We start from the raw sequence: 26,519 nt of genomic DNA, 5'->3' as shown, positions 1-26,519 counted from the left end.
GTACGCCGGACGCTCAGACGCCCAGACTCTCAGTCGACTCGGCGAACAGCGCCCTTGTCAGCGGAGGTGGCCAGCTTGGCGTAGGCGCGCAGCGCAGTCGTCACCGTGCGCTGGCGGTCCTTGGGCTGCCACGGACGCTCGGAGGCCTCCATCTTGGCGCGACGCTCGGCGAGCACGTCGTCGTCGACGAGCACCTTCAACGCGCGAGTCTTGACGTCGATGAGGATCGGGTCGCCGTCTTCGATCAGACCGATGACACCACCCGCGGCGGCCTCGGGGGAGATGTGGCCGACCGACAGACCCGACGAGCCACCGGAGAACCGGCCGTCGGTGATGAGCCCGCACTTCTTGCCCATGCCGGTGCCCTTCATGAAGGCGGTCGGGTGCAGCATCTCCTGCATGCCCGGGCCGCCGGACGGGCCCTCATAGCGCACGACGAGCACCTCGCCTGCCTGGATCGTCTTGGACAGGATGACCTGCACGGCCTCCTCCTGGCTTTCGACGACGCGCGCGGGACCCTGGAAATGCCAGAGGTCTTCGCTGATGCCCGCGGTCTTGAGCACGGCTCCGTCTTCGGCCAGGTTGCCCTGCAGCACACACAATCCGCCCTCTGCGGTGTACGCATGCTCGACGTCGCGGATGCAGCCGCCCTCTTCGTCGGTGTCGAGTGAACTCCACCGGTTCTTCGTCGAGAACGGTTCGACGGTCCGCACGCCACCTGGCGCGGCGTGGAACAGTTCGATCGCGGCGTCGGTGGCCTTGCCGCCGCGGATGTCCCAGTCGTCGAGGGCGTCGGCCATGGTCTTCGAGTGCACCGTGGAGACGGTGTCGTCGATCAGTCCGCCACGACGCAATTCACCGAGGATGGCGGGGATGCCACCGGCGCGGTGGACGTCTTCCATGTGGTAGTCGGAGTTGGGTGCGACCTTCGACAGACACGGCACGTTGCGGCTGATCTCGTCGATGACGTCGAGATCGAAGTCGGCGACCTCGCCCTCCTGCGCGGCGGCGAGGATGTGCAACACGGTGTTGGTCGAGCCGCCCATCGCGACGTCGAGTGCCATCGCGTTGCGGAAGGCCGTCGTGGTCGCGATGCTGCGCGGGAGCACCGAGTCGTCGTCGTCGCGGTAGTAGCGAAGAGCAGCCTCGACGACGGTGGTGCCCGCGCGACTGAACAGGTCGTAGCGCGCGGCGTGTGTGGCCAGCGTCGAGCCGTTGCCCGGCAGCGACAGACCCAGTGCCTCGGTCAGGCAGTTCATGGAGTTGGCGGTGAACATGCCGGAGCACGAGCCGCATGTCGGGCAGGCCGACCGCTCGACCTCGGTGAGGCCCGCGTCGTCGACGTCGTTGTTCGCCGACGCCGAGATCGCGGTGATGAGGTCGGTGGGCGCCTGCGCGACACCGTCGACGATCACGGCCTTGCCAGCCTCCATCGGGCCACCCGAGACGAAGACGGTCGGGATGTTCAGGCGCATCGCGGCGTTGAGCATGCCGGGAGTGATCTTGTCGCAGTTCGAGATACACACCAGCGCGTCGGCGGTGTGGGCGTTGACCATGTATTCGACGGAGTCGGAGATGATCTCGCGGCTCGGCAGCGAGTAGAGCATGCCGCCGTGACCCATCGCGATGCCGTCGTCGACGGCGATCGTGTGGAACTCGCGGGGAACGCCGCCCGCGGCGCGAACAGCGTCGGCCACGATCTCGCCGACGTTCTTGAGGTGCACATGGCCCGGCACGAACTGTGTGTACGAGTTCGCGATGGCGACAATCGGCTTGCCGAAATCGTCATCGGTCATGCCGGTGGCACGCCACAGTGAGCGGGCTCCGGCTGCTTCTCGTCCGACGGTGGTGGTTCGCGACCTCAGGGCTGGCATGGGATTCCTCGATCGTTCGGTGTCCGCGCGAGGCGGACCGTGTGGACTCGCGATGCGCCGACTACGGCGCTGTGGATGTCTCAACGCCACACCAGACGCGAATATTCGCTCACCGTTTTCGTGTGCGTCGGAAACGTTCGTCTGGCCTGACACCTCGGCGGGTCCGCACCGGGTTCGACTGGGCTGAGCCAACTCGCGTCGTCACTCCGATGGGCGTGGCGAAGCGGGTTCGCTCATCAACGGTACTCCCCGCTGACGTGCGGGAACAAAACAGATCTCGGCCGACGGCCCGCGCGCGTCGGCCGCCCGGCGGTGCATGTACCGCGACTCAGATACCCAACACCGATTTGGCGATCATGAAGTAGAGCAGGAGGCCGGTTGCGTCGCAGAAGGTCGAGATGAACGGAGTGGAGAACACTGCGGGGTCGACTTTGATCGACTTGGCGATCAGCGGCATGAGCCCGCCGACCGTCGCGGCCATGGTGCAGATCGACACGATGGTCACGCCGATGACCGTGCCGATGCGGAAGTCGTAGACCAGGCCCGCGACGACGAATCCGACGAGCCCGAGGCTGACGCCGAGTGTCAGTCCCACTCGGAACTCCTTGCCGACCACCCGGGCCACATCCCGAGGTGCGACGTCGTTGACGGCGAGTGCTCGGGTGACCGTCACCGCGGCTTGCGAACCGGTATTGCCGCCGATGCCGGTCAGAAGGGGGATGAACAGCGCAAGCGCCACCATCTCGTCGAGCGTCGCCTCGAAGATCTCGAGGACGTTGACGGTGAGGATCGCCGAGATGGCAAGGACGAAGAGCCACACGATCCGTGATCGGGTGATGGAGAAGACCGAGGCGAGCAGATACGGCTCGTCGAGCGGCTCGCTTGCGCCGGCACGCGCCTCGTCGACGTCTCGGGCCTGCTCGATGACTTCGACGGCGTCGTCGAGAGTCAGCACCCCGACGACCCTGTTCTCGCTGTCGACGACGGGCATGGCGAGGATGCCGCGGTCGACGCAGCGTTGCGCAGTCGACTCCGCGTCGTCGTCGGCGGCAGCAGCGACGGGTTTGCGCATGAGATCGCCGACCGGGGTCTCGGGCTCGGCGAGCAGGAGATCGCGCAAGCTCACCACACCCTCGAGGACGCGATGGTGGTTGATCACCGGGATGGTGTAGATCGTCTCGACCTCGGCGCCGCGCTCTTTCACACGCGCGAGAGCCGCGGCGACCGGTTCGTCGACGTAGGCATGGACGATTTCGGGGCTCATCCGCCTGCCGACCGAACCGCGCGGATAGCCGAGGACGACGCCGGTGGCATCACGTTCTTCGGGTGTCAGGTCTGCGATCAACGTGTTGGCGACGGCCGCGGGCAATTCGTCGAGCAGTTCGGCGCGGTCGTCGGGATCGAGATTGTCGAACGCCTCGGCGACCGCAGTGGTGCCGAGGTCGTCGATCAGGTGGCGCTGCGACCGCGGGCTGAGGTCGTCGAAGACGTCGACGGCTACGTCCTTGGGTAGCAGCCGAAACGCGATACCGCTGTGCTTGCGGGGGAGTCTGTCCAGAATGGCGGCGACGTCGTGGTGGGGAAGGGTCGAAAGGTATGCCGACGTCTGGGCCAGCTCGCCCGCGTCGATGAGGTCGTCGATGTCGTGGGCGGAAACGGTGGGGCTTGCCACCTGAAGAACCTTAACGCGACGGCCGGGTTCGGGCGGGTTGACGATGACTGCTGGGCACGATTCTGCGCATCAGGATCTCGGGCGTCAGGATTCTGCTGCGGCCGCGGCGGCGTATGGATCGGGGATTCGGCCGCGACTCGCGGCGGACAGCAGTGGCAGGTCGCGGAACATCAACGCAGGCAATCGGACCTTCGAGCCGTCGGACAGCACTGCCCGGACGGGTCCCCACTTGGAGAACTGCAGACCCGCAATGTCCGACCACGCGATGCGCCTGGTGCGGAACGTGCCGACCGCGGTGATCCCGTCCTCGGTGACGACAGTCCGGATTCGAGCGATCCACAGGGCGAGCAGGATCGGGATGATCAGTGTCCAGCCGAGCCACACCAGTGACGTGCCCGCCAGGATGATCGCGACGATGAACGCCGCTGGCACCGCGAAATAGGCCAGCTTCTGTACCCGGAAAGCCTGTGGCAACTCGACCGCATCCTCTGCCGAGGAGTCCTCGTGTGACAGGTGATCCTCGCGAGACAGGTCCTCGCTCGGGGGGACGTCGTCGGGGAGGTCGCTGGAAGTCGGCTGGTCAGACGAAGGCACGACCCCATTGTGTCATCCTCGCCAGACGGCCCGTCCACGCAGTGCTTTCCCACGATGTGGGACTCAGGTGTCCGTAGTTTGACTCAGTGATGTGCACAGCCCTACCGTGAACAACGTGATGCACAAGGATCTTCTCGTAGTAATCGGCCGGCGCGTCGTCGCCTGATCGGTCACTTCGTAGACCCAACCAGCATCGACGCGCCACCCTCGAACAGCCTTGCTGTCGGGGGTTTTTTGTTGTCAACGACATGGTGAACCGATCTCCATGCGCAATCACAAGTCAATCGAATCCCAGTCCGTCGCAGGACGCCGAACAGAAGATGTGAGGACCGTGCAGTGAGCGCACCAACAGCACGCGCCGCCAGCGGGGCCGATGCCACAACCGAGCCCGCAGCCAAGAGTAATGGCACCGCAGCCAACGTGCTGCGCGAACAATCACCGGCGGCGGGCACGCTCCGCGCCGTGCCGCAGAACACCGTCGCACCCGAGCGGGTCAGCGGTGCGCAGTCGGTGGTTCGATCGCTCGAGGAGCTCGGCGTCGAGGTGGTTTTCGGTATTCCCGGCGGCGCTGTTCTGCCGGTCTACGACCCGCTTCTCGACTCGCAGAAGGTGCGGCACGTTCTCGTTCGTCATGAGCAGGGTGCTGGTCACGCTGCCACCGGCTATGCACAGGTCACCGGTCGCGCCGGAGTCATGATGGCGACGTCGGGTCCCGGTGCGACCAACCTCGTCACGCCGCTGGCCGACGCGCAGATGGACTCGGTCCCCGTCGTGGCGATCACCGGCCAGGTCGGCCGGGCACTTATCGGCACCGATGCGTTCCAGGAGGCCGATATCTCCGGCATCACGATGCCGGTCACCAAGCACAACTTCCTGGTGAGCAACGCCATCGACATCCCCCGGATCATCGCCGAGGCGTTCCACATCGCCGAAAGCGGCCGTCCCGGTGCGGTTCTCGTCGACATCCCCAAGGACATCCTGCAGGCGCAGACCACCTTCTCGTGGCCGCCGCAGATCGATCTGCCCGGCTACCGTCCGGTGACCAAGCCGCACGGCAAGCAGGTTCGTGAGGCAGCTCGACTGATCAACGCCGCGAAGCACCCCGTGCTCTACGTCGGTGGCGGTGTCATCAAGGCCAACGCATCGCCGGAGTTGCTCGAACTTGCCGAGCTGACCGGCATCCCCGTCGTCACCACCCTGATGGCTCGCGGAGCGTTCCCGGATTCGCACCAGCAGCACCTCGGCATGCCCGGCATGCACGGCACCGTGGGAGCCGTTGCGGCACTGCAGCGTTCGGATCTGTTGATCACTCTCGGCGCGCGCTTCGACGACCGTGTCACCGGACAGTTGGCGTCGTTCGCGCCCGACGCGAAGGTGATCCACGCCGACATCGATCCCGCTGAGATCGGCAAGAACCGCGTCGCCGATGTCCCGATCGTCGGCGACTGCAAGGCTGTCATCTCCGATCTGATCGAGACGCTGCGCAACGAGCGTGCCACCAGCGACACGTCGCAGGATCTCACCGAGTGGTGGGCCTACCTCGACCGCATCCGCCGCACCTACCCGGTGAGCTACGACCGTCCCGCCGACGGTTCGATGTCGCCGGAGTTCGTCATCTCGCGCGTCGGGCAGCTCGCGGGCCCCGACGCCGTGTACTGCGCGGGCGTCGGCCAGCACCAGATGTGGGCCGCACAGTTCATCTCCTACGAGAAGCCGCGTACGTGGCTGAACTCGGGTGGTCTCGGCACGATGGGCTACGCCGTTCCCGCGGCGATGGGCGCCAAGATGGCCGATCCCGACGCCGAGGTGTGGGCCATCGACGGTGACGGTTGTTTCCAGATGACCAACCAGGAGCTGGCCACCTGCGCGATCGAGGGCATCCCGATCAAGGTGGCGCTGATCAACAACGGCAACCTCGGCATGGTCCGTCAGTGGCAGACGCTCTTCTACGAGGAGCGCTACTCCAACACCGACCTCTCGACCCACTCGCGGCGCATCCCCGACTTCGTCAAGCTCGCGGAAGCGTTGGGCTGCGCGGCATTCCGTGTCGAGAACGAAGCCGACGTCGACGACGTGATCGCCCAGGCGCGTGAGATCAACGACCGCCCGGTCGTCATCGACTTCATCGTCGGCGCCGACGCCCAGGTCTGGCCGATGGTCGCAGCGGGTACCGGCAACGACGAGATCATGGCCGCCCGCGACATCCGGCCGCTCTTCGACGACAACGAGTCGGCCGCCGAAGACGTCGCCGAGATCCACGAAATCGTCAACCAGCAGACCAATCTCGGCCAGGAGGGTCGGAAGTGAGTACTCATACCCTGAGCGTTCTGGTCGAGGACCTGCCCGGTGTTCTCGCGCGCGTGTCGTCGCTCTTCTCGCGCCGCGGATTTAACATCGAGTCGCTCGCTGTCGGCCCGACCGAGATGAAGGGTGTCTCGCGAATGACCATCATGGTCTCCGTCGAGGACTTCCCACTCGAGCAGGTCACCAAGCAGCTCAACAAGCTGATCAATGTGATCAAGATCGTCGAGCAGGACCCGGCGTCGTCGGTGTCCCGCGAACTGATGATGGTCAAGGTGCGCTCCGACGCTTCGGTGCGCAGTGAGGTCATCGAGGTCGTGAATCTGTTCCGCGCCAAGGTGATCGACGTCTCGCCCGAGTCGTTGACCATCGAGGCGACCGGAACGTCGGAAAAACTGGAGGCCCTGCTGCGGATGCTCGATCCGTACGGCATCCGCGAGATCGCCCAGTCCGGTGCGGTCACACTGGGTCGAGGACCCAAGAGCATGTCGGCCAACCGCTGACGTTCTGAAGAAAACAACCTGTCGTAAGACAACATACGAGCCCCGGCCGCAAGACCACTTCGACTGGGGCACAAGTAGATATCGAAGGGAATCCAACTGTGGCGATCGAATTGTTCTATGACGACGATGCCGATCTGTCGATCATCCAGGGCCGCAAGGTTGCTGTGATCGGCTACGGCAGCCAGGGCCACGCGCACTCGCTGTCGCTGCGCGACTCCGGCGTCGACGTCGCGATCGGCCTGCGTGAGGGCTCCAAGTCGCGTGAGAAGGCGGAAGAGCAGGGCCTCAAGGTCATGTCGAACGCCGAGGCCGCCAAGTGGGCCGACGTCATCATGCTGCTCGCTCCCGACACCTCGCAGGCCAAGATCTTCACCGAGGACATCGAGCCGAACCTCAAGGACGGCGACGCGCTGTTCTTCGGCCACGGCCTCAACATCCACTTCGGCCTGATCAAGGCTCCGGAGAACGTCACCGTCGCGATGGTCGCCCCGAAGGGTCCCGGTCACCTCGTGCGTCGTCAGTTCGTCGACGGCAAGGGCGTTCCCGCCCTGATCGCCGTCGACCAGGACCCCAAGGGTGAGGGACAGGCGCTTGCACTGTCGTATGCATCGGCTATCGGTGGTGGCCGCGCCGGCGTCATCAAGACGACCTTCAAGGAAGAGACCGAGACCGACCTCTTCGGTGAGCAGGCCGTGCTCTGCGGTGGCACCGAGGAACTGATCAAGACCGGCTTCGAGGTCATGGTCGAGGCGGGCTACGCACCCGAGATGGCCTACTTCGAGGTGCTGCACGAGCTCAAGCTCATCGTCGACCTGATCTACGAGGGTGGCATCGCCCGCATGAACTACTCGGTGTCCGACACCGCGGAGTTCGGTGGCTACCTGTCGGGCCCGCGTGTCATCGACGCCGATACCAAGGACCGCATGCGCGCCATCCTCTCCGACATCCAGGACGGCACCTTCGTCAAGCGCCTCGTCGCCAACGTCGAGGGCGGCAACAAGGAGCTCGAGGATCTGCGTAAGAAGAACGCCGAGCACCCGATCGAGGTCACCGGCAAGAAGCTGCGCGACCTGATGAGCTGGGTGGATCGTCCGATCACCGAAACCGCCTGATACTCAAAGGACTCAGCACCGGCCCGGTTCCCGTCAGGGAGTCGGGCCGGTGTCGTTTTACCGGCGCGCCACGGCGGGTCGCGCTCGGCGGTCGCACTCGGCGTCGACTGAACCCGGACACGCGAAAACGCAACACCCCGAGGCGAAGTGGTTGCCTCGGGGTGTTGCGTCGGTTGTCTTGTCAGTCGATCAGATCAGCGAGAAACCCTTGTACCTGGTCGATTTCACGTAGTCGAGCACGGGGCCGATGTTGGTTCCGGTCTCCGGTCCGATGCAGCCGACGAAGTAGTACGCGTTGACCATGCCGACGAGCCGGTCGCCGACGACCACGGGGCTACCCGAATCGCCTTCGATGACGCAGATCTGGGAGAAGTGCACGTCACCGTCGGAGAACCACGAGATGCCGCAGGTGTTGCCGGTGGTACGACCCTGCTTGCATGCGACGGTGGGGAAGCCGAGGGGCTTGGTGTCGATGTGGTTGATCGTCACACCGTTCACGGTCCGCAGTGGAACGACGCGGCTCTTGTCGAACTCGATGATCGCGACGTCTTCTTTGGGGTCCGAGTAGGTGATGGTGCCTGCCTGGCCGCGACTCTGGAATGTCTCGGAGAGCACCTTCTGGCCGGGCTTGCCGCAGTGGCCGGCGGTGATACCGATCAGCTCACCGGTCCTGGCTTTCCCGATTGTGGTGAGGGTGCAGGCGGCTGCGCTGTTACCGCCCTTGAGGACCAGGATTCCCGACCCTCCGCCGAGATAAATCTTTGCCGGGGCAGCAGTGGCGCTACCGGCCCCCCAGCCGGCCAGCAATACTGCGGCGAGAACAGCCAGCATTGCTGTCAGCTTCCTCATCATTCACATGCTCCACTCTTGTTAACACCGGTCCCGCCCAAGCGGCGGGTCTTGCACACCGTAACGGTCGACGGCCAAGACGAGCTGCACCTGGAATCCAGATGCGGTTGCTTTGCAACCTGTCTGTGATGACGTGTCCGATATTGGAATCGTCGGCCGCGTAATGACGATCACAATGTACAGGTGTTTCCTGAGTAAGAGCTCCGACGACGCAGACCGGCTGTTCAGGCGCGTCGGACGTCCCTCTAAGCTGAGTGCCGTACGTCCCTGGCGCTTCGATTACGTCCTTCGATATTTCGACACGTCTTCGGCGTCCCGATTCCTGTGTAACCGATCTACGGAGAATTCACTGTGACCTCAGCTGGCAGTCCGGTCGTCCTGATCGCCGACAAACTGGCCCCCTCGACCGTGGAAGCGCTCGGCGATGGCGTCGAGGTGCGGTGGGTCGATGGCCCTGACCGTCCCAAGCTCCTCGAGGCAGTGGTCGATGCGGACGCAATCCTCGTGCGGTCCGCCACCACCGTCGACGAGGAAGTGCTCGAGGCGGGCAAGAACCTCAAGATCATCGCCCGCGCAGGCGTGGGTCTCGACAACGTCGACGTACCTGCCGCGACCGCACGCGGCGTGATGGTGGTCAACGCTCCCACCTCCAACATCCACACCGCCGCCGAGCACGCCGTCTCGCTGCTGCTCTCGGCCGCACGTCAGATCCCCGCCGCCGACGCCACGCTGCGCGAGCACACCTGGAAGCGGTCGTCCTTCAATGGTGTCGAGATCTTCGACAAGACGGTCGGCGTCGTCGGGCTCGGTCGTATCGGACAGCTCGTTGCCGCGCGTCTCGCCGCGTTCGAGACACACGTCATCGCCTACGACCCCTACGTCTCGCCCGCCCGCGCGGCGCAGCTGGGTATCGAATTGGTCAGCCTCGACGAACTGCTCGAGCGTGCCGACTTCGTGACCGTGCACCTGCCGAAGACCCCGGAGACCCTCGGGTTGATCGGCGCCGACCAGCTCGCACGCACCAAGAAGGGCGTCATCATCGTCAACGCCGCTCGCGGTGGACTCGTCGACGAGCAGGCTCTCGCCGACGCGATCACCTCGGGCCAGGTGCGCGCTGCAGGCCTCGACGTCTTCGCCACCGAACCGTGCACCGACTCGCCGCTGTTCGAGCTGCCGCAGGTCGTCGTCACGCCGCACCTCGGTGCGTCGACCAGTGAGGCGCAGGACCGCGCGGGCACCGACGTCGCCAAGAGCGTGCGTCTCGCGCTTGCGGGCCACTTCGTTCCCGATGCCGTCAACATCACCGGTGGAGCCGTCGACGAAGAGGTCGCGCCGTGGCTGGAGATGTCGCGCAAGCTCGGCGTGCTGATCGGTGCGCTGAGCAGCGAATTGCCGTCGTCGATCGTCGTCGACGTTCGTGGTGAGCTCGCGTCGAGCAACGTCGACGTTCTCGCACTGTCTGCGCTCCGCGGACTCTTCTCGGCCGCGCTCGACGAACCGGTGACGTTCGTCAACGCGCCGACGGTCGCCGCCGAGCGCGGTGTGACCAGCGAAGTCGTGACCAACACCGAGAGCCCCAGCCATCGCAGCGTCGTCGACGTCAAGGCCGTCTACGCCGATGGTTCGGTGCACAACGTGTCGGGTGCGATCACCGAGCCTCGTCAGGTCGAGAAGATCGTCAACATCAACGGCCGCAACTTCGACCTGCGGGCCGAGGGACTCAACCTGCTCGTCAGCTACGTCGACCAGCCGGGTTCGCTGGGCAAGATCGGTACGTTGCTCGGCAACGCGGGCATCGACATTCTCGCCGCGGCGCTCTCGCAGGACACCGACGGTGGCGGCGCGACCATGATGCTGCGCGTGAGCAAGAACGTCGACGACGCCGTGGTCACCGAGATCTCCGAGGCTGTTGACGCGACCCTGATCGAGCAGGTGGATCTGTCATGAAACTCGCTGTCATCGCCGGAGACGGCATCGGCCCCGAGGTCATCTCCGAGGCGCTTGGCGTCTTGACGACGCTCGTGCCCGAGGTGGACGTCACCGAGTATGACCTCGGTGCTCGTCGCTACCACCGCAACGGAGAACTGCTCACCGACGATGATCTGGCGTCGCTTCGTGAGCACGACGCAATCCTGCTCGGCGCCATCGGCGATCCGTCGGTGCCCTCGGGTGTGCTCGAACGCGGACTGCTGCTCAAGATGCGGTTCGCGCTCGACCATCACGTCAATCTGCGGCCGTCGCATCGCTTCCCGGGCGTGACGTCGCCGCTGGCGGGCGATCCCGACATCGACTTCGTCGTGGTCCGTGAGGGCACGGAGGGTCCGTACACCGGCAACGGGGGAGCGGTCCGCGTCGACACCCCGCACGAGGTCGCGACCGAGGTCAGCGTCAACACCCGCTACGGGGTGGAGCGAGTGGTGCGCAACGCCTTCGAGCGTGCGACCAACCGTCGTAAGCATCTGACGTTGGTCCACAAGACCAACGTGCTGACCTTCGCTGGATCGTTGTGGAGCCGCACCGTCAACGCCGTTGCCGCGGAGTATCCCGACGTGAGCGTCGACTACTGCCACGTCGACGCCGCGACGATCTACCTGGTGACCGATCCGGGTCGGTTCGACGTGATCGTCACCGACAACCTGTTCGGCGACATCATCACCGACATCGCGGCAGCGGTCAGCGGCGGCATCGGCCTGGCGGCCTCGGGCAACATCGACGCCACGGGCACCAACCCCTCGATGTTCGAGCCGGTGCACGGCAGCGCCCCCGACATCGCCGGGCAGCAGAAGGCCGACCCGACCGCGGCCATCCTGTCGGTGGCGCTCCTGCTCGATCACCTCGGATACGCCGACGAAGCGCGCCGCGTCGAAAAGGCCGTCGCCGACGATCTTCTCGACCGCGACGGCGCGACGCTGTCGACCGGCGAGATCGGCAAGCGCATCCTGGATCGTCTCTGATCAGTTGTCCTCTTCTCGGGCCGGAACCTTCGGGTTCCGGCCCGAGTCGTTTGTGAGGGCACTGACGCACTGCACGTGAGCCGCAGGGCCGTGCCCGCAGAAAGCCGCGTCCCTCGGGGCGTCGGAACGTACCGGTACATGCGAGCGACCCACGGGGCGCAACTTTCTGCGAGTGCGGCGCGTGACAGACCGGCCGCGCGACGCGAGTTGTTCTATTTGAACTAGAAATATATGATCAGGGCATGCTCATCCGCATCGACGCCGCAGATCGCGCGCCGATCTTCACTCAGATCGCCGCGTCGGTACGTGGCGGCATCGCGCGCGGGGAGTTGACCGAGGGCGAGCGGCTTCCGTCTGCTCGCGATCTGGCGGCGTCGCTCGACGTGAATATCCATACCGTGTTGCGCGCGTACCAAGAATTGCGCGACGAGGGACTGGTCGAGCTGCGCCGGGGTCGGGGTGCCGTGGTCTCCGGCGACGCGTCGCGCGCCGCCGAGCTCGCTGATGCGCTCGACCGACTCGTCGACACGGCCCGCCGCTTCGGAATCGGGCCAGTCGAACTGACCGTCGAAATCACCAGGAGGATGTCATGAACCATCCGTCGTCTCAACACCGTTCGGGGAGAGTGGCAGCTGTCCTGCTGGGCACTGTGCCGTCCATCGCCGTGCTCGTCGTCGCGTTGGTGCTCTTGCGTATCTGGCGTGCGGATCTGCCGAAAGAGATTGCTACGCATTGGAACTCGCACGGAGTCGACGGCACGATGAGTTTGCTCGGTGTCGTCGTCACCGTGGTGGTGATCGCGGTACTCGGCGCAGTCCTGGGAGGTGTGGCGGGGTGGTACATCCGTGAATCGGAGCCGCTGCGAGTCACGCTCGGCCTTGTCAACGGACTGACGGTGTTCGTGGTCGCCGGGATCGTGAGTACCGTTGGCGCCCAACGCGGTATCACCAGTGTCTACGACATCGCATTCCGGCAATCGAACTCGTCGTCGCGGGTGTGATCGGACTGGTCGTGGGGCTGATCACCGCGGCGCTGGTGCGCCGCAGGGAGCAGCCGGCACCGGAGCCGGTCGGCGATGTGCCTGTCGCCGAACTCGCTGTGGGAGAACGCTTTCTGTGGCAGCGGCGAGTATCGACATCGGCGACGTCACTGATCATCGTAGGACTTGTGCTGTTCGTAATCGTCGTGCTCGCGGTTCTGCTGCGGGAGCCATGGTTGGTGCTGCCGGGTGTCGTCGCCGCGTTGGCCAGTGCGATCCTGTGGTCTGCCCGCGTGACTGTTGATCGGGAGCGAATCGCCGTGCGAGGCGTACTCGGATGGCCTCGGGTCACCGTCCCCATGAGTGACGTCGTCCGCGCCGAAGTCACTCAGGTCAACGCATTGCGCGACTTCGGTGGGTACGGTCAGCGGCTCTGTGTGCACGGGCGGTTGCGCGGAGTGCGCGGCATCGTCCTACGATCCGGGTCCGCACTGATGCTCACTCGACTGGACGGCGGCCGTGAACTCGTCGTCGTCCCCGACGCGCAGCAGGCCGCGGGTTTGGTCAATGCGTGCGTCGCGCAAGCACACTCGCGTCGGTGACTTGCTCGACGGCCCGCGTATTGCGTTCGACGGATTGGCGCGCGGGCCGATCAGCGTGACAATCGAGCTATCTGGTTCTGCACGTCGGCGTTACGGGTGTGCGGGTTACGAGACTGTGCGGTTGAGAAGACTACGGAGGTGCCGATGACAGGCAACGGCTCCGTGTCCGTTATCCGGTCGCGGACGGCAGCGCTCGGCGTCGGGCCCGCCGTCGGGATGAGCGTCGTCGCGGTAATCCTGCTGGCCGCTTGGCGACCCGGTCTGCCGGATGCCATTGCGACGCATTGGGGTCATCACGGTGTCGACGGCACCAACAGTTTCTCGCGAGTCTGTGCCACGGTCGGAGTCGTTGTCGCTGTTGCCCTGGCTGTCGGTGCCGTAACAAGCTGCACCGCGCGAGCGGTCCCGATGTTGGCCGCGACACTCGCCATCATCAACGGGTTGGTCGTCTTCCTCGTCGCCTTCATGCTCGGGGTCACAGGCGCTCAGCTCGGCCATCACGGAGCGCCGTCGGCCGCATTGCCTGCACTGTGGTTCGTCTTCGGCATGATCCTCGGGCTTGTCGTCGCGGTGGCGACGGCGATAGCCGCGTCGACATGGTGCCTTCGACGGGACCCGCCGAATCGGCGATGACGGGTGGGCGCCACCTCAGGAGACCAATTCCTCCTGTGGGACTGCGTCTTTCGGAATGAGTGGCGTCGCTATGACCGGTGCGGCGGCGCTGACGAGAAAGGCGAGTGGAAATCCCGCAGCGCCGATCAGAAGTCCGAACAATGGCGTGGTTGCCGCCGTTGCCAGGTACTGGGCGGTGTTCTGAATCGCGAGGCCGCGGCCACTCCATTGTGGCCCTGCGTATTCGGCGATCGCGGTGAATGCGAGACCATTGTCGGCAACGGTGATGATCGAGGCGATCATCATCAACGCCGGCGCCAACGGCGTGTGCAGCCAGTCGGTGACGGCCAGCATCGCCATCGCCGCCGCGGCGCCGATGGCGATCAGCCGAATCGGACGCATGCGTGACAACCAGGCATCCGACCAGCGACCGGCCGCGATCCTGCCCAACGCGCCGATCACCTGGGTGATCGTCACCAGAATGCCCGCTGCGGCCGGAGACCAGTGCCGCGCGACGATCAGCCAGGTCGGTACAAATGTCCATAGCATCTGCTGTGGGATCACCAGCAAGACGCTGACTGCATGGACTCGTGCGAGAAACCAGCTCTCGCGGTACGGGTTTCGACGTTGCGCTGGGGCGGTGGCGCCGGTTGCCGACGGTGCGGGCGGATCGATCACGCCGAACACCACGGCAGCCAAGCCGATCGCGGTCACCACGGCGGGCACCGCCAGCGCGGCGGCGACGGAGTGGCGCGCGGCGATGACGGGCATGGTCAGTGCGCAGACGCCGATGCCCAGCGGCTGCGCCATCTGCCGGATTCCCATTGCGGTGCCGCGCAATTCGGGCGGAAACCATCCGACGACGATGCGGCCGCTGGCGCCGTTGGCCGCGCCGGAACCCACTCCCGCGATAAATAGGCAGACCGCGATCGCGACGTACGACGCATGGGCGGCAGCGGTGATCGCGGCTGCGGACGTGCCGACAAGGGTGATGGAGACCGAGATCAGCAGGATCGTCCGCTCGCCGTAGCGATCAAGAAGCGTGCCCCAGCCGACGATCGCGATCATGAGGCCGATCGTCGGGATCGTGGCCAGTACAGAGGCCTGGGCGAGTGACATGCCTTGCTGGGTGTGTAGCGCGGGAATGAGGTACGCAACCCCTCCGACGACAACCGCAGTCGTCATCGCGGCGACCAACGAGCACGCGAGCATGGTCCAGCGCCTGGCGTTGCTGATGGTGGACGTTGTCGTCATCGCGGACCTCCTTCGGGTGTGTCCTGGCAGCGGGGACCAGGTGGCGTCGTCGCGCTCTCGGGCCACTCTCAAATAATGAGATTGGATGTTCACATTCTAAGACCGACGCGACGCGGGCTCAATTTCGCGTCCCACAGAGTGGACGCGGTGGGTGCGCTAGTGTTCTTGGTATGCGTCTTGGCCGAATTGCGAGTCCTGATGGTGTGGCTTTCGTCTCGATCGAAGAGTCGGACGGCTCTTCGATCGCCAAGGAAATCGCCGAACATCCCTTTGGTACACCGACGTTCACGGGTAGATCGTGGCCGCTGGCCGACGTTCGATTGCTGGCGCCGATCCTCGCGTCCAAGGTGATCTGCGTCGGGAAGAACTACGCGGCACACGCCGCCGAAATGGGTTCGGAAGCGCCGGAGAGTCCTGTGATCTTCCTCAAACCCAACACCTCCATCGTCGGACCCGAGGTGCCCATCGTGCGCCCGCCGTCGTCGGAACGTGTCGACTTCGAGGGCGAGCTCGCCATCGTGATCGGACGTCCGTGCAAGGACGTGAAGGCCGCCGACGCCGCCGGTGCGATCCTCGGCTACACGGTCGCCAATGACGTGACCGCTCGCGATCAGCAGAAGATCGACGGTCAGTGGACGCGCGCCAAGGGCTACGACACCTTCTGCCCGCTCGGACCCTGGATCGAGACCACATTCGACCCGTCCGACGCCGCGATCACGACGGAACTCGACGGCGAGGTGCGTCAACGCAGTCGCACGTCGCTCATGCTCCACGACGTCGGAGCGCTGGTGGAATGGATTTCACGCGTGATGACCCTGCTCCCGGGCGACGTGATCCTGACCGGAACGCCCGAGGGGATCGGTCCGATGGTTGCCGGGCAACGTGTTTCGGTTACGGTCGAGGGCATCGGCACCTTGAGCAATCCGGTGGTCGACAAACCGTGAGCGGATCGGGCGTGGCACGCGTCAACGGAATAGAGCTCGCCTACGAGCGCACGGGCGCGGGCCCCGCGGTCGCGATGGTGATGGGCAGCGGCAGCCCGGGGCGCGTGTGGAAGGCCAATCAGGTTCCCGCGCTTGTGAAAGCCGGGTACGAGGTCGTCACATTCGACAACCGCGGGATCGCGCCGTCGTCGGAGTGCGCCGACGGGTTCACCCTCGACGACATGGTCGCCGACACCGCGAGCCTGATCGAATCACTCGGCATTGCACCGGCATTCGTCGTCGGAACCTCCCTCGGCGCACGGATCACGCAGGAGTTGGCGCTCGCGCGACCGGATCTCGTCCGCGGCGCGGTGATGATGGCGACCTATGGGCGTACCACCGTTCTGCAGGAGACCTTCTCGGTGGGCGAGCGCGCGCTGTACGACAACGGAGTCGAGTTGCCGCCGGAGTATGAGGCGGCGATCACTGCCGAGCAGAACCTCTCCGCGCACACACTCGCCGACGACCGCGCGACCCGCGACTGGCTCGACGTCATGATGTTCTCGCAGCAGAAGATGACGCCGGGTATGCGTGCGCAACTCGGAATCCACACGAACGAGCCCAACCGACTCGATGCGTACCGCCGCATCGCCGTTCCGTCGCTCGTCGTCGGATTCAGCGACGATCGACGACTTCCTGTCGAGCTCGCCCGTGAAGTGGCCGATGCGATCCCCACCGCGGAGTATGCGCAGGTCGACAAGGCCGGGCACTTCGGATATCTCGAGCAGCCTGCCGAGGTGAATCGACTGCTGATCGACTTCCTCGGTCGCCACCGCGACTGAGCACGCGCTCGGAGGTCGGTGCCCATTCGATACGCTGACCTCCATGAGCAGCGCGCAGGGAGTCCGTGTCCGTTTCTGTCCGTCGCCCACGGGCACACCGCATGTGGGAATGGTGCGGACCGCATTGTTCAACTTCGCCCAGGCCCGTCATGACAAGGGCACCTTCGTCTTCCGGATCGAAGACACCGACGCCGCGCGCGACAGCCAGGAATCCTACGACGCGATCCTCGAGTCGCTGCGCTGGCTCGGGCTCGACTGGGACGAGGGCCCCGAGGTCGGCGGCCCGTATGCGCCCTATCGGCAGTCGGAACGTCGCGGCATCCACCAGGACGTCGTGAAGCAACTCCTCGACGCGGGTGAGGCCTACGAGGCGTTCTCGACGCCCGAGGAGGTCGAGGCCCGCCACCGCGCGGCAGGGCGTGACCCCAAACTCGGTTACGACAACTTCGACCGCGACCTGACCGACGAACAGCGCGAGGCCTATCGCGCCGAGGGCCGCAAAGCCGTTGTCCGCCTTCCGATGCCCGACCACGACATCACCTGGAACGATCTCGTACGCGGGCCGACGACCATCAAGGCCGGCACCGTTCCCGACTTCGCGCTCACCCGTGCCAACGGTGACCCTCTCTACACACTCGTCAATCCCGTCGACGACGCGATGATGAAAATCACCCACGTGCTGCGCGGTGAAGACCTCTTCTCGTCGACGCCCCGTCAGATCGCGCTGTACGAGGCGCTCATCCGGATCGGCGTCGCCGAGCGTGTCCCGGAATTCGGGCACCTGCCGTTCGTGATGGGGGAGGGCAACAAGAAACTCTCCAAGCGCGACCCGCAGTCGAATCTGTTCCACCATCGCGATCGTGGATTCCTCCCGGAGGGTCTGCTCAATTACCTCGCGCTGCTCGGTTGGGGCTACTCCCACGAGACCGACGTGTTCACGCTCGAGCAGATGATCGACAAGTTCGACGTCCGCGACGTGAACTCCAACTCGGCACGCTTCGATCAGAAGAAGGCCGACGCGATCAACGCGGAGCACATCCGCATGCTCGACCTCGACGACTTCGCGGCGAGGCTCAAGGCGTACCTGGTCACCCAGGGATTCCTCACCGACCCGATCGACGACGAGCAGTTCACCACGATCGCCGAACTGGTGCAGACCCGCATCCAGGTTCTCGGTGAGGCGTGGCCGCTCATCTCCTTCCTCTACGTCAGCGATGACGAGTTCGCGATCGACGAGAAGTCGGCAGCGAAAAACCTCGGCGTCGACGCCGGGCCGGTCCTCGACGCCGCGATCTCGACGCTGTCCTCACTCGCCGAGTGGAACACCGACGCCATCCAGGAAGCCTTGACGAGCGCGCTGGTCGACGGACTCGAACTGAAACCACGAAAGGCGTTCGGGCCCGTGCGTGTGGCGATCACCGGATCGCACATCAGTCCGCCGCTGTTCGAGTCGATGGAGTTGCTCGGACGCGACAAGAGCCTCGCACGGCTCCGGTCGGCAGCGGGCCAGGTGGCCAATTAGCGGGTCTGACCAGGCGATTTGTAGTAACCCGGTCGGCCTCTGCTAGGCTATCGCAGGTTGTTTTCCTCACGGAGAACGAGACCTTTGGGGTATGGTGTAATTGGCAACACAGCGGTTTCTGGTACCGCCATTCTAGGTTCGAGTCCTGGTACCCCAGCGAAAGCCGGGACACCAAACCCTGGCTTTTATAACTGAATATCGAGACATCTGATGTCGTTTCTTGGCCCCGTCGTCTAGCGGCCTAGGACGCCGCCCTCTCAAGGCGGTAGCGCGGGTTCGAATCCCGTCGGGGCTACAAGAAAAACGCACTTCTCCTTTCGGAGAGGTGCGTTTTTTTGTTGCCGCGCCTTCGAAAGCGGGTCAGGCCTGTAACCCCGATGAGTCGACGACGGCCGTCGACCCGGCGACCGGCATCGGGTCGAGGCCGAGCTTGCGGTGATCCCAGGACCGAACGCGCGCCGGGACGAGCCGCACGGCCACGCGCTTGTGCATCATCTGGTCGACGAAGGGCTTCATCTCGTCGGTGTAGGGGCCCGTGTAGCGTTCCCAGACACTCACACCGATGCGATGGCAATGGTCGGGATCGTCGTGGATTTCCGCATGTCCTTCAAAGGCGACGCCGCGCAGAGTGTCGTAGGTGTCGCCGTCCTCGATGAGGACCGAGCATCGCGCGTCGCGGCCGAGATTGACCGCCTTCTGCGACTTGGCCTTTGTCTCGAACCAGATCTCGCCGTCGATGACGCCGTACCACATGGCGACGAGATGGATACCGCCGTCGGCGCCGTGGGTCGCGAGAGTTGCTGTGCGACTGCGTTCGACGAAGTCGGTGATCTCGGCGTCGGACATGACGATCTGTTGACGTTGGTTTGTTCCCATGCCCAGACGCTAACCGAATCAGCCTCGCGCGGTTGGCACTAACCGTTTCTGGATGGCCTCGGCGGCGGCGAGTAGATCGGCAGCCCACCGAGCGCCGGGGCGTCGGCCCATACGATCGATCGGCCCGGAGACCGAGATTGCCGCAACCACATCGCCGTTGGCGTCGCGCAGCGGTGCCGAGACACTGGCGACACCCGCGGCTCGCTCACCGGCGCTCTGCGCCCAGCCGCGGCGGCGGATCTCGTAGAGTGCGCGTTCGCTGAAGACGCTGTCGTGTAGAAGCGCCCGCTGGGTCGACGGTTCGGCCCAGGCGAGCAGGACCTTGGCCGCCGAGCCCGCGCTCATCGGGAAGCGGGTGCCCACGGGTACGGTGTCGCGCAGTCCGGTTGGCGGTTCCATGGCCGCGATGCAGACGCGTTCGGAGCCTTCTCGGCGATAGACCTGAACGGATTCGCCGGTGATCTCACGCAGTCGGGGGAGCACCATGAGTGCGGCCTCCTGGATGGGATCGTGCGCGCTCGACGCCAACTCGCTCAGGGCGGGCCCCGGGTACCACCGTCCGGCGGCGTTGCGTGCAAGCAGGCGATGTGTCTCCAATCCGACGGCCAACCGATGGGCCGTTGCCCGCGGCAGGCTGGTGCGCTCGCAGAGCTCCGTGAGGTTGGCCGGGGCATGCGCGACGGCCCGTAATACGATCACGGACTTGTCGAGTACACCGATTCCGCTCTGCGGTTCCGGTGCGCTATCCTTTCCCATAGGACGATACTAGCGGTCCACATCGTGAGATGCACGCGAGAGGCGGCACAGCCCGCCGACTCCCGCCGCATCCCACCCCAAACCACAAGTGCTACAGCCAGAATGAGTGCAGTGATGACGAACAGCGCAAGTAAGCCTCGTACTCTCGCCGAGAAGGTGTGGGACGACCACGTCGTCGTACGCGGAGACGCGAACGGCGGGAACGACCCCGATCTGATCTTCATTGATCTCCACCTCGTTCACGAGGTCACCAGCCCGCAGGCATTCGAGGGTCTGCGGCTCGCAGGCAGGCCCGTGCACCGACCGGATCTGACGATCGCGACCGAGGATCACAATGTGCCGACGGTCGACACCAACCTGCCCATCGCCGACCCGGTGTCACGGACCCAGGTCGACACGCTGCGAAGCAACTGTGAAGAGTTCGGTATTCGCCTGCACCCCATGGGCGACAAGGAACAGGGCATCGTTCACGTCGTCGGACCTCAGCTGGGACTGACCCAGCCGGGAATGACGGTTGTCTGCGGCGACAGTCACACGTCGACCCACGGCGCCTTCGGTGCGCTCGCCATGGGAATCGGGACATCGGAGGTCGAGCACGTGCTCGCGACGCAGACGCTGTCGTTGCGACCGTTTAGGACGATGGCCATCACGGTCGACGGCGAATTGGCGCCCGGTGTCACGAGTAAGGATCTGATCCTGGCCGTCATCGCCAAAATCGGTACGGGCGGCGGACAGGGCTACGTGCTCGAGTATCGCGGTAGCGCCATCGAAAAACTCTCGATGGAAGCGCGGATGACCATCTGCAACATGTCGATCGAGGCGGGCGCGCGTGCGGGCATGATCGCTCCCGACGAGATCACCTTCGAATTCCTCAAGGGCCGCCCCAATGCTCCGAAGGGAGCGGATTGGGATGCGGCCGTCGAGTATTGGAAGTCGTTGCGCACCGATGACGACGCCGAATTCGACGAAGAAGTGCATATCGACGGCGCGTCGTTGAGTCCCTTCGTCACGTGGGGCACCAATCCCGGCCAGGGAGCGCCACTCTCGGCGTCGGTGCCGGATCCGGCCGACTTCGGCGACGAGAATGCGGCGGGCGCGGCGTCGAAAGCCCTTGAGTACATGGACCTCACCCCCGGAACCCCGTTGCGTGAGATCAGTGTCGACACCGTCTTCGTCGGCTCGTGCACGAATGGTCGGATCGAGGATCTGCGTGCCGTCGCCGAGATCCTCGACGGCCGGACGGTCGCCGAAGGTGTTCGGATGCTTGTGGTCCCGGGTTCGATGCGGGTGCGTGCGCAGGCCGACGAGGAGGGTCTCGGTGAGATCTTCACCGCCGCAGGCGCGGAGTGGCGTCAGGCCGGTTGCTCGATGTGTCTTGGAATGAACCCAGACCAGCTCGCGCCCGGCGAGCGCTGCGCGTCGACGTCGAACCGCAACTTCGAAGGGCGACAAGGCAAGGGCGGCCGTACGCATCTCGTGTCACCCGCCGTCGCCGCGGCAACGGCTGTGCGAGGCACACTGTCGTCGCCCGCGGATCTGTGACAGGCGCGCAACGCGCCGTCTGAGTCCGCCATCTCCGAAGCCAACTCCCAGATCGCAAGAGGCACACATCATGGAACCATTCATCACTCACACAGGCATCGGCGTTCCGCTGCGTCGAAGCAACGTCGACACCGACCAGATCATCCCCGCCGTCTACCTGAAGCGTGTGACCCGCACCGGTTTTGAGGACGGACTGTTCGCCGGGTGGCGCACCGACCCCGACTTCATCCTCAACGTCGAACCCTGGAATCGCGGTTCGGTTCTGGTCGCGGGTCCCGACTTCGGCACCGGGTCGTCGCGCGAGCATGCGGTCTGGGCACTGTCGGACTTCGGTTTTCGCGTTGTCATCTCGTCGAGGTTCGCAGACATCTTCCGCGGCAACGCCGGAAAGGCCGGTCTCGTCGCCGCACAGGTCGAGCAATCCAACGTCGAACTGCTCTGGAAGCGTCTCGAAGAGCAGCCGGGCCTCGAACTGACTGTGAGCCTCGAAGATAGGACCGTAACCGCGGGAGACCTCGTGGTGCCGTTGACAATTGATGACTACACGCGGTGGCGTCTGATGGAGGGACTCGACGACATCGGGCTGACATTACGGCAGGTAGACGCGATTTCTGAGTACGAGCAGCGTCGCCCGTCATGGAAGCCGACAACATTGCCGCTCTGATTTACGGCTCTAGGCAAGCCTTTCCGCGATACGACGACGGAAGTGCCCGAAAGCGTGACGAATTGGTGACACGTCGCGCTAATTGGCGTGGAAGATGGAAGTTTTCGGCGTCGACGTTTACCGTGTGGTGGTAGCTGGCCTGATAAGAGGGCCAGATCGGCTTGCGGAGGTATCCAATGAACAAGGCAGAGCTCATCGATGAGCTGACAGTAAAACTCGACACGGATCGAAAGACCGCGACCGAGGCAGTCGAGCAGTTGGTCGACTCGATCGTGCGCGCAGTCAATAAGGGTGAGAGCGTCACCATCACCGGCTTCGGTGTCTTCGAGAAGCGTCGTCGCGCACCACGCGTCGCGCGCAACCCGCGCACAGGCGAGACTGTCAAGGTTCGCGCGACGTCGGTGCCCGCGTTCCGTCCGGGTGCTCAGTTCAAGGCTGTCGTGTCCGGCAAGCAGAAGCTCGCCTCGTCGGGTCCGGCCGTGAAGCGTGGCAGCGGCGCCACCACGGGTACCGCGGCCAAGAAGACCACTGCGGCAAAGAAGTCGACAGGTACCGCGGCGAAGAAGACCACCGCCGCGAAGAAGACGACGACTGCGGCGAAGAAGACCACCGCCGCGAAGAAGACGACGACTGCGGCGAAGAAGACGACGCCGGCAAAGAAGACCACCACCGCGGCGAAGAAGACCACGCCGGCAAAGAAGACCACCACCGCGGCGAAGAAGACCACGCCGGCAAAGAAGACCACGACTGCGGCCAAGAAGACCACGCCGGCAAAGAAGACGACGGCCAAGAAGACAGCCGCCAAGAAGACGACCCGTCGCTGAAAGTCTCGCAGCGACAAGTTCACATCCTCAACTCACCCCCGATGGTCTTCCCCCGTCGGGGGTGAGGTGCGTTGGGAGCCGATTCAACTGCGCTGGCGGGTCACTCGACGTCGTGGCCGGGGAACGGGCTGTCGATGTGGTCGGCGGCGACGAGCTTGCCCTGATGCGTCGACACCACCCACACGCTCGCCTTGCGGTTACGCGAGGCAGGCAACGAGACGCCGTCCTGCTTGCCCCACCACTCCATGAGCGGCGGAATCACCTTGCCCTGACTGCATACTGCGCGCACGACGGAACCAGAATCGGTCGCGAGGTCGACGATGCGTCGTTGCGCGGCAACGGGGTCGTCGCGGTAGGCCTCTTCCGACAGCGTCGATTCCGTGATGATCGGCACCCCCAGCGCACGAGCGGTCGGCGCAACGGTTTGCTCGCACCTGGTCCGGTCGGCGCTGTGTATCTCGTTGGTACCGAACGCGGGGAGCAGTACCGACAGCGCGTCGGCCTGTGTGCGTCCCTCGGGGTCGAGCGGACGCAGCCGGTCGTCGCCGTGGTAGCGGGAACGACTGCCTGCCTTGGCATGGCGAACCAGCAGCAGAGTATCGAGATCGACTGGGAGCCTTAGGAATTCGCGTAGTACGCGGCGATCCTGCGAGTAGCTCAGAAGCCGCTCTGCCGCGTCGATGCCGAGCCACTCCATCTCGTCGACTTCGTGGTTCTCGACGAATTCTCCGCCGACAGCTCGAGCCGACCAATACCGCACGCGCTTTCGGCCGCTCGAGATGTCGTAGCCGACGTCGCGGAGATACCTGCCGATGCGTACGCGGTAACCGGTCTCCTCGCCGATCTCGCGCACCGCGGTCATCACGAGTGTCTCGTCGGCTTCGATCTTCCCTTTGGGTAGGGTCCAGTCGTCGTAGCGAGGTCGATGGATCACACCGATCTCGACACCGTTGTTCTCCCGCGGACGCCACAGCACGCCGCCCGCAGCCCAGATCGTCTTGTGTGTCTTAGACATTGCCTGTGATGCTAGTGGCCGAAGGTTACGAAAAGGGTGGGCTTGTCACATGCCTGCGTCGCGACGGCGGGTGCGCCGCATCATCTGTCGTTGATGGTCGCGTACCTCTTCGCCCGCGGCGGGTGAGGCCATCCAGCTTCCGTCCGATTGCAGGACCCAGCATCGTGTTCGGGGGTCGAGCGCCGAGTCGAAGATGTCGCCGAGTTCGGCGGTCAGCCGGTCATCGCGCACCTGCACCATCACCTCGATACGTCGATCGAGGTTGCGGTGCATCATGTCGGCGCTGCCGATCCAGTACTCATCCTGCGCCCCGAAATGGAAGATGCGTGAGTGTTCGAGGAATTGGCCGAGGATCGAGCGCACGTGAATGTTGTCGCTGACGCCCGGCATCCCGGGACGCAATGCGCAGATTCCACGCACGACGATTTCGACCGGAACGCCGTTCTGCGATGCGCGGTACAGGGCATCGATCACCTGCTCGTCGACGAGAGCGTTGGCCTTCAACCGAACTCGGGCGCGGGGATCGCCTTCGTGCTTGAGTTCGATCTCACGGTTGATGCGCTCGACGATGCCGGAACGAATCCCGGTGGGAGCGACCAGGATGTTGCGGTACTCGCGTTTACGGGAGTAACCGGTCAGTGTGTTGAACAGGTCGGTCAGGTCGGCGCCGATGTCCGGTGCGGCAGTGAACAATCCGACGTCCTCGTAGAGCCGAGCGGTCTTCGGGTTGTAATTGCCGGTGCCGATGTGGCAGTAGCGTCGGATCGACGATCCCTCACGACGCACCACAAGGCATGTCTTGCAGTGGGTTTTGAGTCCGACAAGGCCGTAGACGACGTGCACGCCTGCCTGCTCGAGCTGGCGCGCCCACTTGATGTTGGCCTGTTCGTCGAAGCGAGCCTTGATCTCGACGAGAGCCACGACCTGCTTGCCTGCCTCGGCAGCGTCGATGAGCGCGTTGACAATCGGCGAGTCACCGGAGGTGCGATACAACGTCTGCTTGATCGCGAGGACCTGCGGGTCGGCTGCAGCCTGCTCGATGAATCGCTGCACGCTCGTCGAGAACGAATCGTAGGGGTGGTGCACGAGGACATCGCCTTCGCGCAACGTGGAGAACACACTCTTGGGCGTCTCCCGCTCGCCGAACGCGGGATGTGTCGACGGTACGAACGGGGGGTCCTTGAGCTGTGGCCGGTCGAGCGAACCGATCTCGAACAGCGACGCCAAATCGAGCAGCCCGGGAACCTGGATCACGTCGGCGGGGTTGACGTCGAGTTCACGCAGGAGCAGTTCGAGCATGTGCTCGGTCATGTCGTCGGCGACCTCGAGTCGGACCGGCGAACCGAACCGGCGTCGTGCGAGTTCACGTTCGAGCGCCTGAAGCAGGTCTTCGTCGCGATCCTCTTCGACCTCGAAGTCTGCGTTGCGCGTGATACGGAACGCGTGGTGCTCCACGATCTCCATGCCAGGGAACAGATGTCCGAGATTGGCGGCGATCAGATTTTCCATCGGAAGGAAGATCGCGGTGCGATGTCCTTTGCCGTCGGCTTCCGCACTGGGCGGCATCAGTCGATCGACACGGACGAACCGATTGACGTTGTCGGGCACCTTGACTCGCGCGAAGTGCTCGCCACCCTCGCCGGCGTCGCGCACCGTGACAGCGAGGTTGAGGCTCAGTCCGCTGATGTAGGGGAAGGGGTGGGCGGGATCGACGGCGAGGGGCGTCAGCACCGGGAACACGTCATCGTGGAAGTACTCGACCATCCGGGCCTGCTGGGCCTCGGTCAGATCCGACCAGCCGACGACGTAGATGTCGTTGTCCGCCAGTGCAGGACGCACCGAGTCGAGGAACACTCTGGCGTGCCGGTCGGCGAGGGTCTGGGTGCGTCCGGCGATCCGCAGCAACTGTTCGCGCGGGGAGAGTCCGTCGGCTGAGCGCACCGACAGGCCGGTTTCGTCACGGCGCTTGAGACCCGCGACGCGGACCATGAAGAACTCGTCGAGATTCGACGCGAAGATCGCGAGGAACTTCGCGCGTTCGAGCAGCGGGATCGACGTGTCCTCGGCGAGGGCGAGAACACGCGAATTGAAGTCGAGCCAACTCAGCTCGCGATTGAGGTATCTGTCCTCGGGAAGATCGGCTGACTCGCCCGGTTCGAGAGTTGCCGCGGGCGGCGCACCAGGAATCGCACTGATCGGTTGTGTGGTGACCGGAGTCGTCGTGGTGTCGTCAGCTGTGCTCACCGTTC

General features: G+C 64.8%; 24 protein-coding genes and 2 tRNA genes. 17 read left to right on the top strand and 9 right to left on the bottom strand.

All coding sequences use genetic code 11. From position 1 onward, the window contains the following. Positions 1–29: 29 nt before the first annotated feature. The 3 genes from ilvD to GOSPT_RS08670 form a co-directional block, all read right to left on the bottom strand. A complete protein-coding gene (gene ilvD, locus GOSPT_RS08680; RefSeq protein ID WP_039855265.1) occupies positions 30–1,874 on the bottom strand; it encodes a dihydroxy-acid dehydratase in 1,845 nt (614 codons plus the stop codon). A 328-nt stretch (positions 1,875–2,202) separates the two neighbouring features. Continuing rightward, a complete protein-coding gene (gene mgtE / locus GOSPT_RS08675; RefSeq protein WP_005205232.1) occupies positions 2,203–3,546 on the bottom strand; it encodes a magnesium transporter in 1,344 nt (447 codons plus the stop codon). Positions 3,547–3,630: 84 nt separating this feature from the next. Next, positions 3,631–4,140: a PH domain-containing protein gene (locus tag GOSPT_RS08670; protein ID WP_005205231.1), complete on the bottom strand. Its 510-nt coding sequence runs from the start codon at positions 4,138–4,140 to the stop codon at positions 3,631–3,633. 336 nt (positions 4,141–4,476) lie between these two features. On the opposite strand from GOSPT_RS08670, the gene GOSPT_RS08665 reads away from it, so the two are divergent. The 3 genes from GOSPT_RS08665 (at position 4,477) to ilvC (ending at position 8,056) form a co-directional block, all read left to right on the top strand. Continuing rightward, positions 4,477–6,447 carry an acetolactate synthase large subunit gene (locus tag GOSPT_RS08665; protein ID WP_005205229.1) on the top strand — a complete coding sequence of 657 codons (1,971 nt, stop codon included), beginning with the start codon at positions 4,477–4,479 and terminating at the stop codon, positions 6,445–6,447. Then, on the top strand, positions 6,444–6,944 hold the full coding sequence (gene ilvN / locus GOSPT_RS08660; protein ID WP_005205228.1) for an acetolactate synthase small subunit: 501 nt from the start codon (positions 6,444–6,446) through the stop codon (positions 6,942–6,944). Before GOSPT_RS08665 ends, ilvN begins: the two co-directional genes overlap by 4 nt. 98 nt (positions 6,945–7,042) lie before the next feature. Continuing rightward, positions 7,043–8,056, top strand: coding sequence for a ketol-acid reductoisomerase (ilvC, locus tag GOSPT_RS08655; RefSeq protein ID WP_005205225.1), 1,014 nt, complete (start codon positions 7,043–7,045; stop codon positions 8,054–8,056). A 189-nt stretch (positions 8,057–8,245) separates the two neighbouring features. Here the strand turns inward: ilvC and GOSPT_RS08650 are convergent, their stop codons facing one another. After that, positions 8,246–8,908 carry a chymotrypsin family serine protease gene (locus GOSPT_RS08650; protein ID WP_039855262.1) on the bottom strand — a complete coding sequence of 221 codons (663 nt, stop codon included), beginning with the start codon at positions 8,906–8,908 and terminating at the stop codon, positions 8,246–8,248. A 348-nt stretch (positions 8,909–9,256) separates the two neighbouring features. Here GOSPT_RS08650 and serA point away from each other — a divergent pair, with 348 nt between their 5' ends. The 6 genes from serA to GOSPT_RS08625 all read left to right on the top strand — a co-directional run bounded on the left by serA (position 9,257) and on the right by GOSPT_RS08625 (position 14,073). Continuing rightward, the gene (gene serA, locus GOSPT_RS08645; RefSeq protein WP_005205222.1) at positions 9,257–10,852 is read left to right on the top strand and encodes a phosphoglycerate dehydrogenase; all 1,596 of its coding nucleotides are present in this window, start codon (positions 9,257–9,259) and stop codon (positions 10,850–10,852) included. Further along, the gene (locus GOSPT_RS08640) at positions 10,849–11,859 is read left to right on the top strand and encodes a 3-isopropylmalate dehydrogenase (RefSeq protein WP_005205221.1); all 1,011 of its coding nucleotides are present in this window, start codon (positions 10,849–10,851) and stop codon (positions 11,857–11,859) included. Before serA ends, GOSPT_RS08640 begins: the two co-directional genes overlap by 4 nt. A 242-nt stretch (positions 11,860–12,101) precedes the next feature. Next, positions 12,102–12,452 carry a GntR family transcriptional regulator gene (locus tag GOSPT_RS08635; RefSeq protein WP_005205219.1) on the top strand — a complete coding sequence of 117 codons (351 nt, stop codon included), beginning with the start codon at positions 12,102–12,104 and terminating at the stop codon, positions 12,450–12,452. Further along, positions 12,449–12,859, top strand: coding sequence for a DUF1648 domain-containing protein (locus GOSPT_RS24290; RefSeq protein WP_005205217.1), 411 nt, complete (start codon positions 12,449–12,451; stop codon positions 12,857–12,859). The genes GOSPT_RS08635 and GOSPT_RS24290 overlap by 4 nt, the downstream gene beginning before the upstream one ends. Beyond that, complete coding sequence (locus GOSPT_RS24285; protein ID WP_005205216.1) at positions 12,856–13,440, top strand: hypothetical protein; 585 nt, start codon at positions 12,856–12,858, stop codon at positions 13,438–13,440. Before GOSPT_RS24290 ends, GOSPT_RS24285 begins: the two co-directional genes overlap by 4 nt. 144 nt (positions 13,441–13,584) lie before the next feature. Continuing rightward, on the top strand, positions 13,585–14,073 hold the full coding sequence (locus GOSPT_RS08625) for a hypothetical protein (RefSeq protein WP_005205214.1): 489 nt from the start codon (positions 13,585–13,587) through the stop codon (positions 14,071–14,073). Positions 14,074–14,088: 15 nt separating this feature from the next. Here the strand turns inward: GOSPT_RS08625 and GOSPT_RS08620 are convergent, their stop codons facing one another. Further along, positions 14,089–15,306: an MFS transporter gene (locus tag GOSPT_RS08620; RefSeq protein ID WP_005205212.1), complete on the bottom strand. Its 1,218-nt coding sequence runs from the start codon at positions 15,304–15,306 to the stop codon at positions 14,089–14,091. Between the two features lie 170 nt (positions 15,307–15,476). Here GOSPT_RS08620 and GOSPT_RS08615 point away from each other — a divergent pair, with 170 nt between their 5' ends. The 5 genes from GOSPT_RS08615 (at position 15,477) to GOSPT_RS08595 (ending at position 18,888) form a co-directional block, all read left to right on the top strand. Further along, a complete protein-coding gene (locus tag GOSPT_RS08615; RefSeq protein ID WP_039855258.1) occupies positions 15,477–16,250 on the top strand; it encodes a fumarylacetoacetate hydrolase family protein in 774 nt (257 codons plus the stop codon). Then, positions 16,247–17,071 (top strand): alpha/beta fold hydrolase, encoded by an 825-nt coding sequence (locus GOSPT_RS08610; protein ID WP_005205204.1) that lies wholly within the window; start codon positions 16,247–16,249, stop codon positions 17,069–17,071. The genes GOSPT_RS08615 and GOSPT_RS08610 overlap by 4 nt, the downstream gene beginning before the upstream one ends. Positions 17,072–17,114: 43 nt before the next feature. Further along, positions 17,115–18,593 carry a glutamate--tRNA ligase gene (gene gltX, locus GOSPT_RS08605; protein WP_005205203.1) on the top strand — a complete coding sequence of 493 codons (1,479 nt, stop codon included), beginning with the start codon at positions 17,115–17,117 and terminating at the stop codon, positions 18,591–18,593. Between the two features lie 85 nt (positions 18,594–18,678). Next, positions 18,679–18,750, top strand: a tRNA-Gln gene (locus GOSPT_RS08600). A 65-nt stretch (positions 18,751–18,815) separates the two neighbouring features. Next, positions 18,816–18,888 (top strand) — tRNA-Glu (locus GOSPT_RS08595). Between the two features lie 65 nt (positions 18,889–18,953). Here the strand turns inward: GOSPT_RS08595 and GOSPT_RS08590 are convergent. Together GOSPT_RS08590 and GOSPT_RS08585 are read right to left on the bottom strand one after the other, a co-directional pair. Continuing rightward, the gene (locus GOSPT_RS08590) at positions 18,954–19,469 is read right to left on the bottom strand and encodes a pyridoxamine 5'-phosphate oxidase family protein (RefSeq protein WP_005205202.1); all 516 of its coding nucleotides are present in this window, start codon (positions 19,467–19,469) and stop codon (positions 18,954–18,956) included. Positions 19,470–19,487: 18 nt separating this feature from the next. Next, complete coding sequence (locus GOSPT_RS08585; RefSeq protein WP_005205200.1) at positions 19,488–20,225, bottom strand: IclR family transcriptional regulator; 738 nt, start codon at positions 20,223–20,225, stop codon at positions 19,488–19,490. 114 nt (positions 20,226–20,339) lie between these two features. On the opposite strand from GOSPT_RS08585, the gene leuC reads away from it, so the two are divergent. The 3 genes from leuC (at position 20,340) to GOSPT_RS08570 (ending at position 23,255) form a co-directional block, all read left to right on the top strand. After that, positions 20,340–21,767, top strand: a complete 1,428-nt coding sequence (leuC, locus tag GOSPT_RS08580) for a 3-isopropylmalate dehydratase large subunit (protein ID WP_005205199.1) — start codon at positions 20,340–20,342, stop codon at positions 21,765–21,767. Positions 21,768–21,837: 70 nt separating this feature from the next. After that, positions 21,838–22,431, top strand: coding sequence for a 3-isopropylmalate dehydratase small subunit (leuD, locus tag GOSPT_RS08575; RefSeq protein ID WP_005205196.1), 594 nt, complete (start codon positions 21,838–21,840; stop codon positions 22,429–22,431). A 176-nt stretch (positions 22,432–22,607) separates the two neighbouring features. Further along, the gene (locus GOSPT_RS08570; RefSeq protein WP_005205195.1) at positions 22,608–23,255 is read left to right on the top strand and encodes an HU family DNA-binding protein; all 648 of its coding nucleotides are present in this window, start codon (positions 22,608–22,610) and stop codon (positions 23,253–23,255) included. 100 nt (positions 23,256–23,355) lie between these two features. On the opposite strand, the gene GOSPT_RS08565 is transcribed toward GOSPT_RS08570, so the two are convergent. Both GOSPT_RS08565 and GOSPT_RS08560 read right to left on the bottom strand, forming a co-directional pair. After that, positions 23,356–24,270, bottom strand: coding sequence for an NUDIX hydrolase (locus GOSPT_RS08565; protein WP_005205193.1), 915 nt, complete (start codon positions 24,268–24,270; stop codon positions 23,356–23,358). A 45-nt stretch (positions 24,271–24,315) separates the two neighbouring features. After that, positions 24,316–26,514 carry an RNA degradosome polyphosphate kinase gene (locus GOSPT_RS08560; RefSeq protein WP_005205192.1) on the bottom strand — a complete coding sequence of 733 codons (2,199 nt, stop codon included), beginning with the start codon at positions 26,512–26,514 and terminating at the stop codon, positions 24,316–24,318. Between the last annotated feature and the right edge of the window lie 5 nt (positions 26,515–26,519).

Origin of the sequence: Gordonia sputi NBRC 100414 (genome assembly GCF_000248055.1) — a bacterium.
GTDB classification, from domain to species: Bacteria; Actinomycetota; Actinomycetes; order Mycobacteriales; family Mycobacteriaceae; genus Gordonia; species Gordonia sputi.
This window is presented reverse-complemented; position numbering and strand designations above follow the sequence as displayed.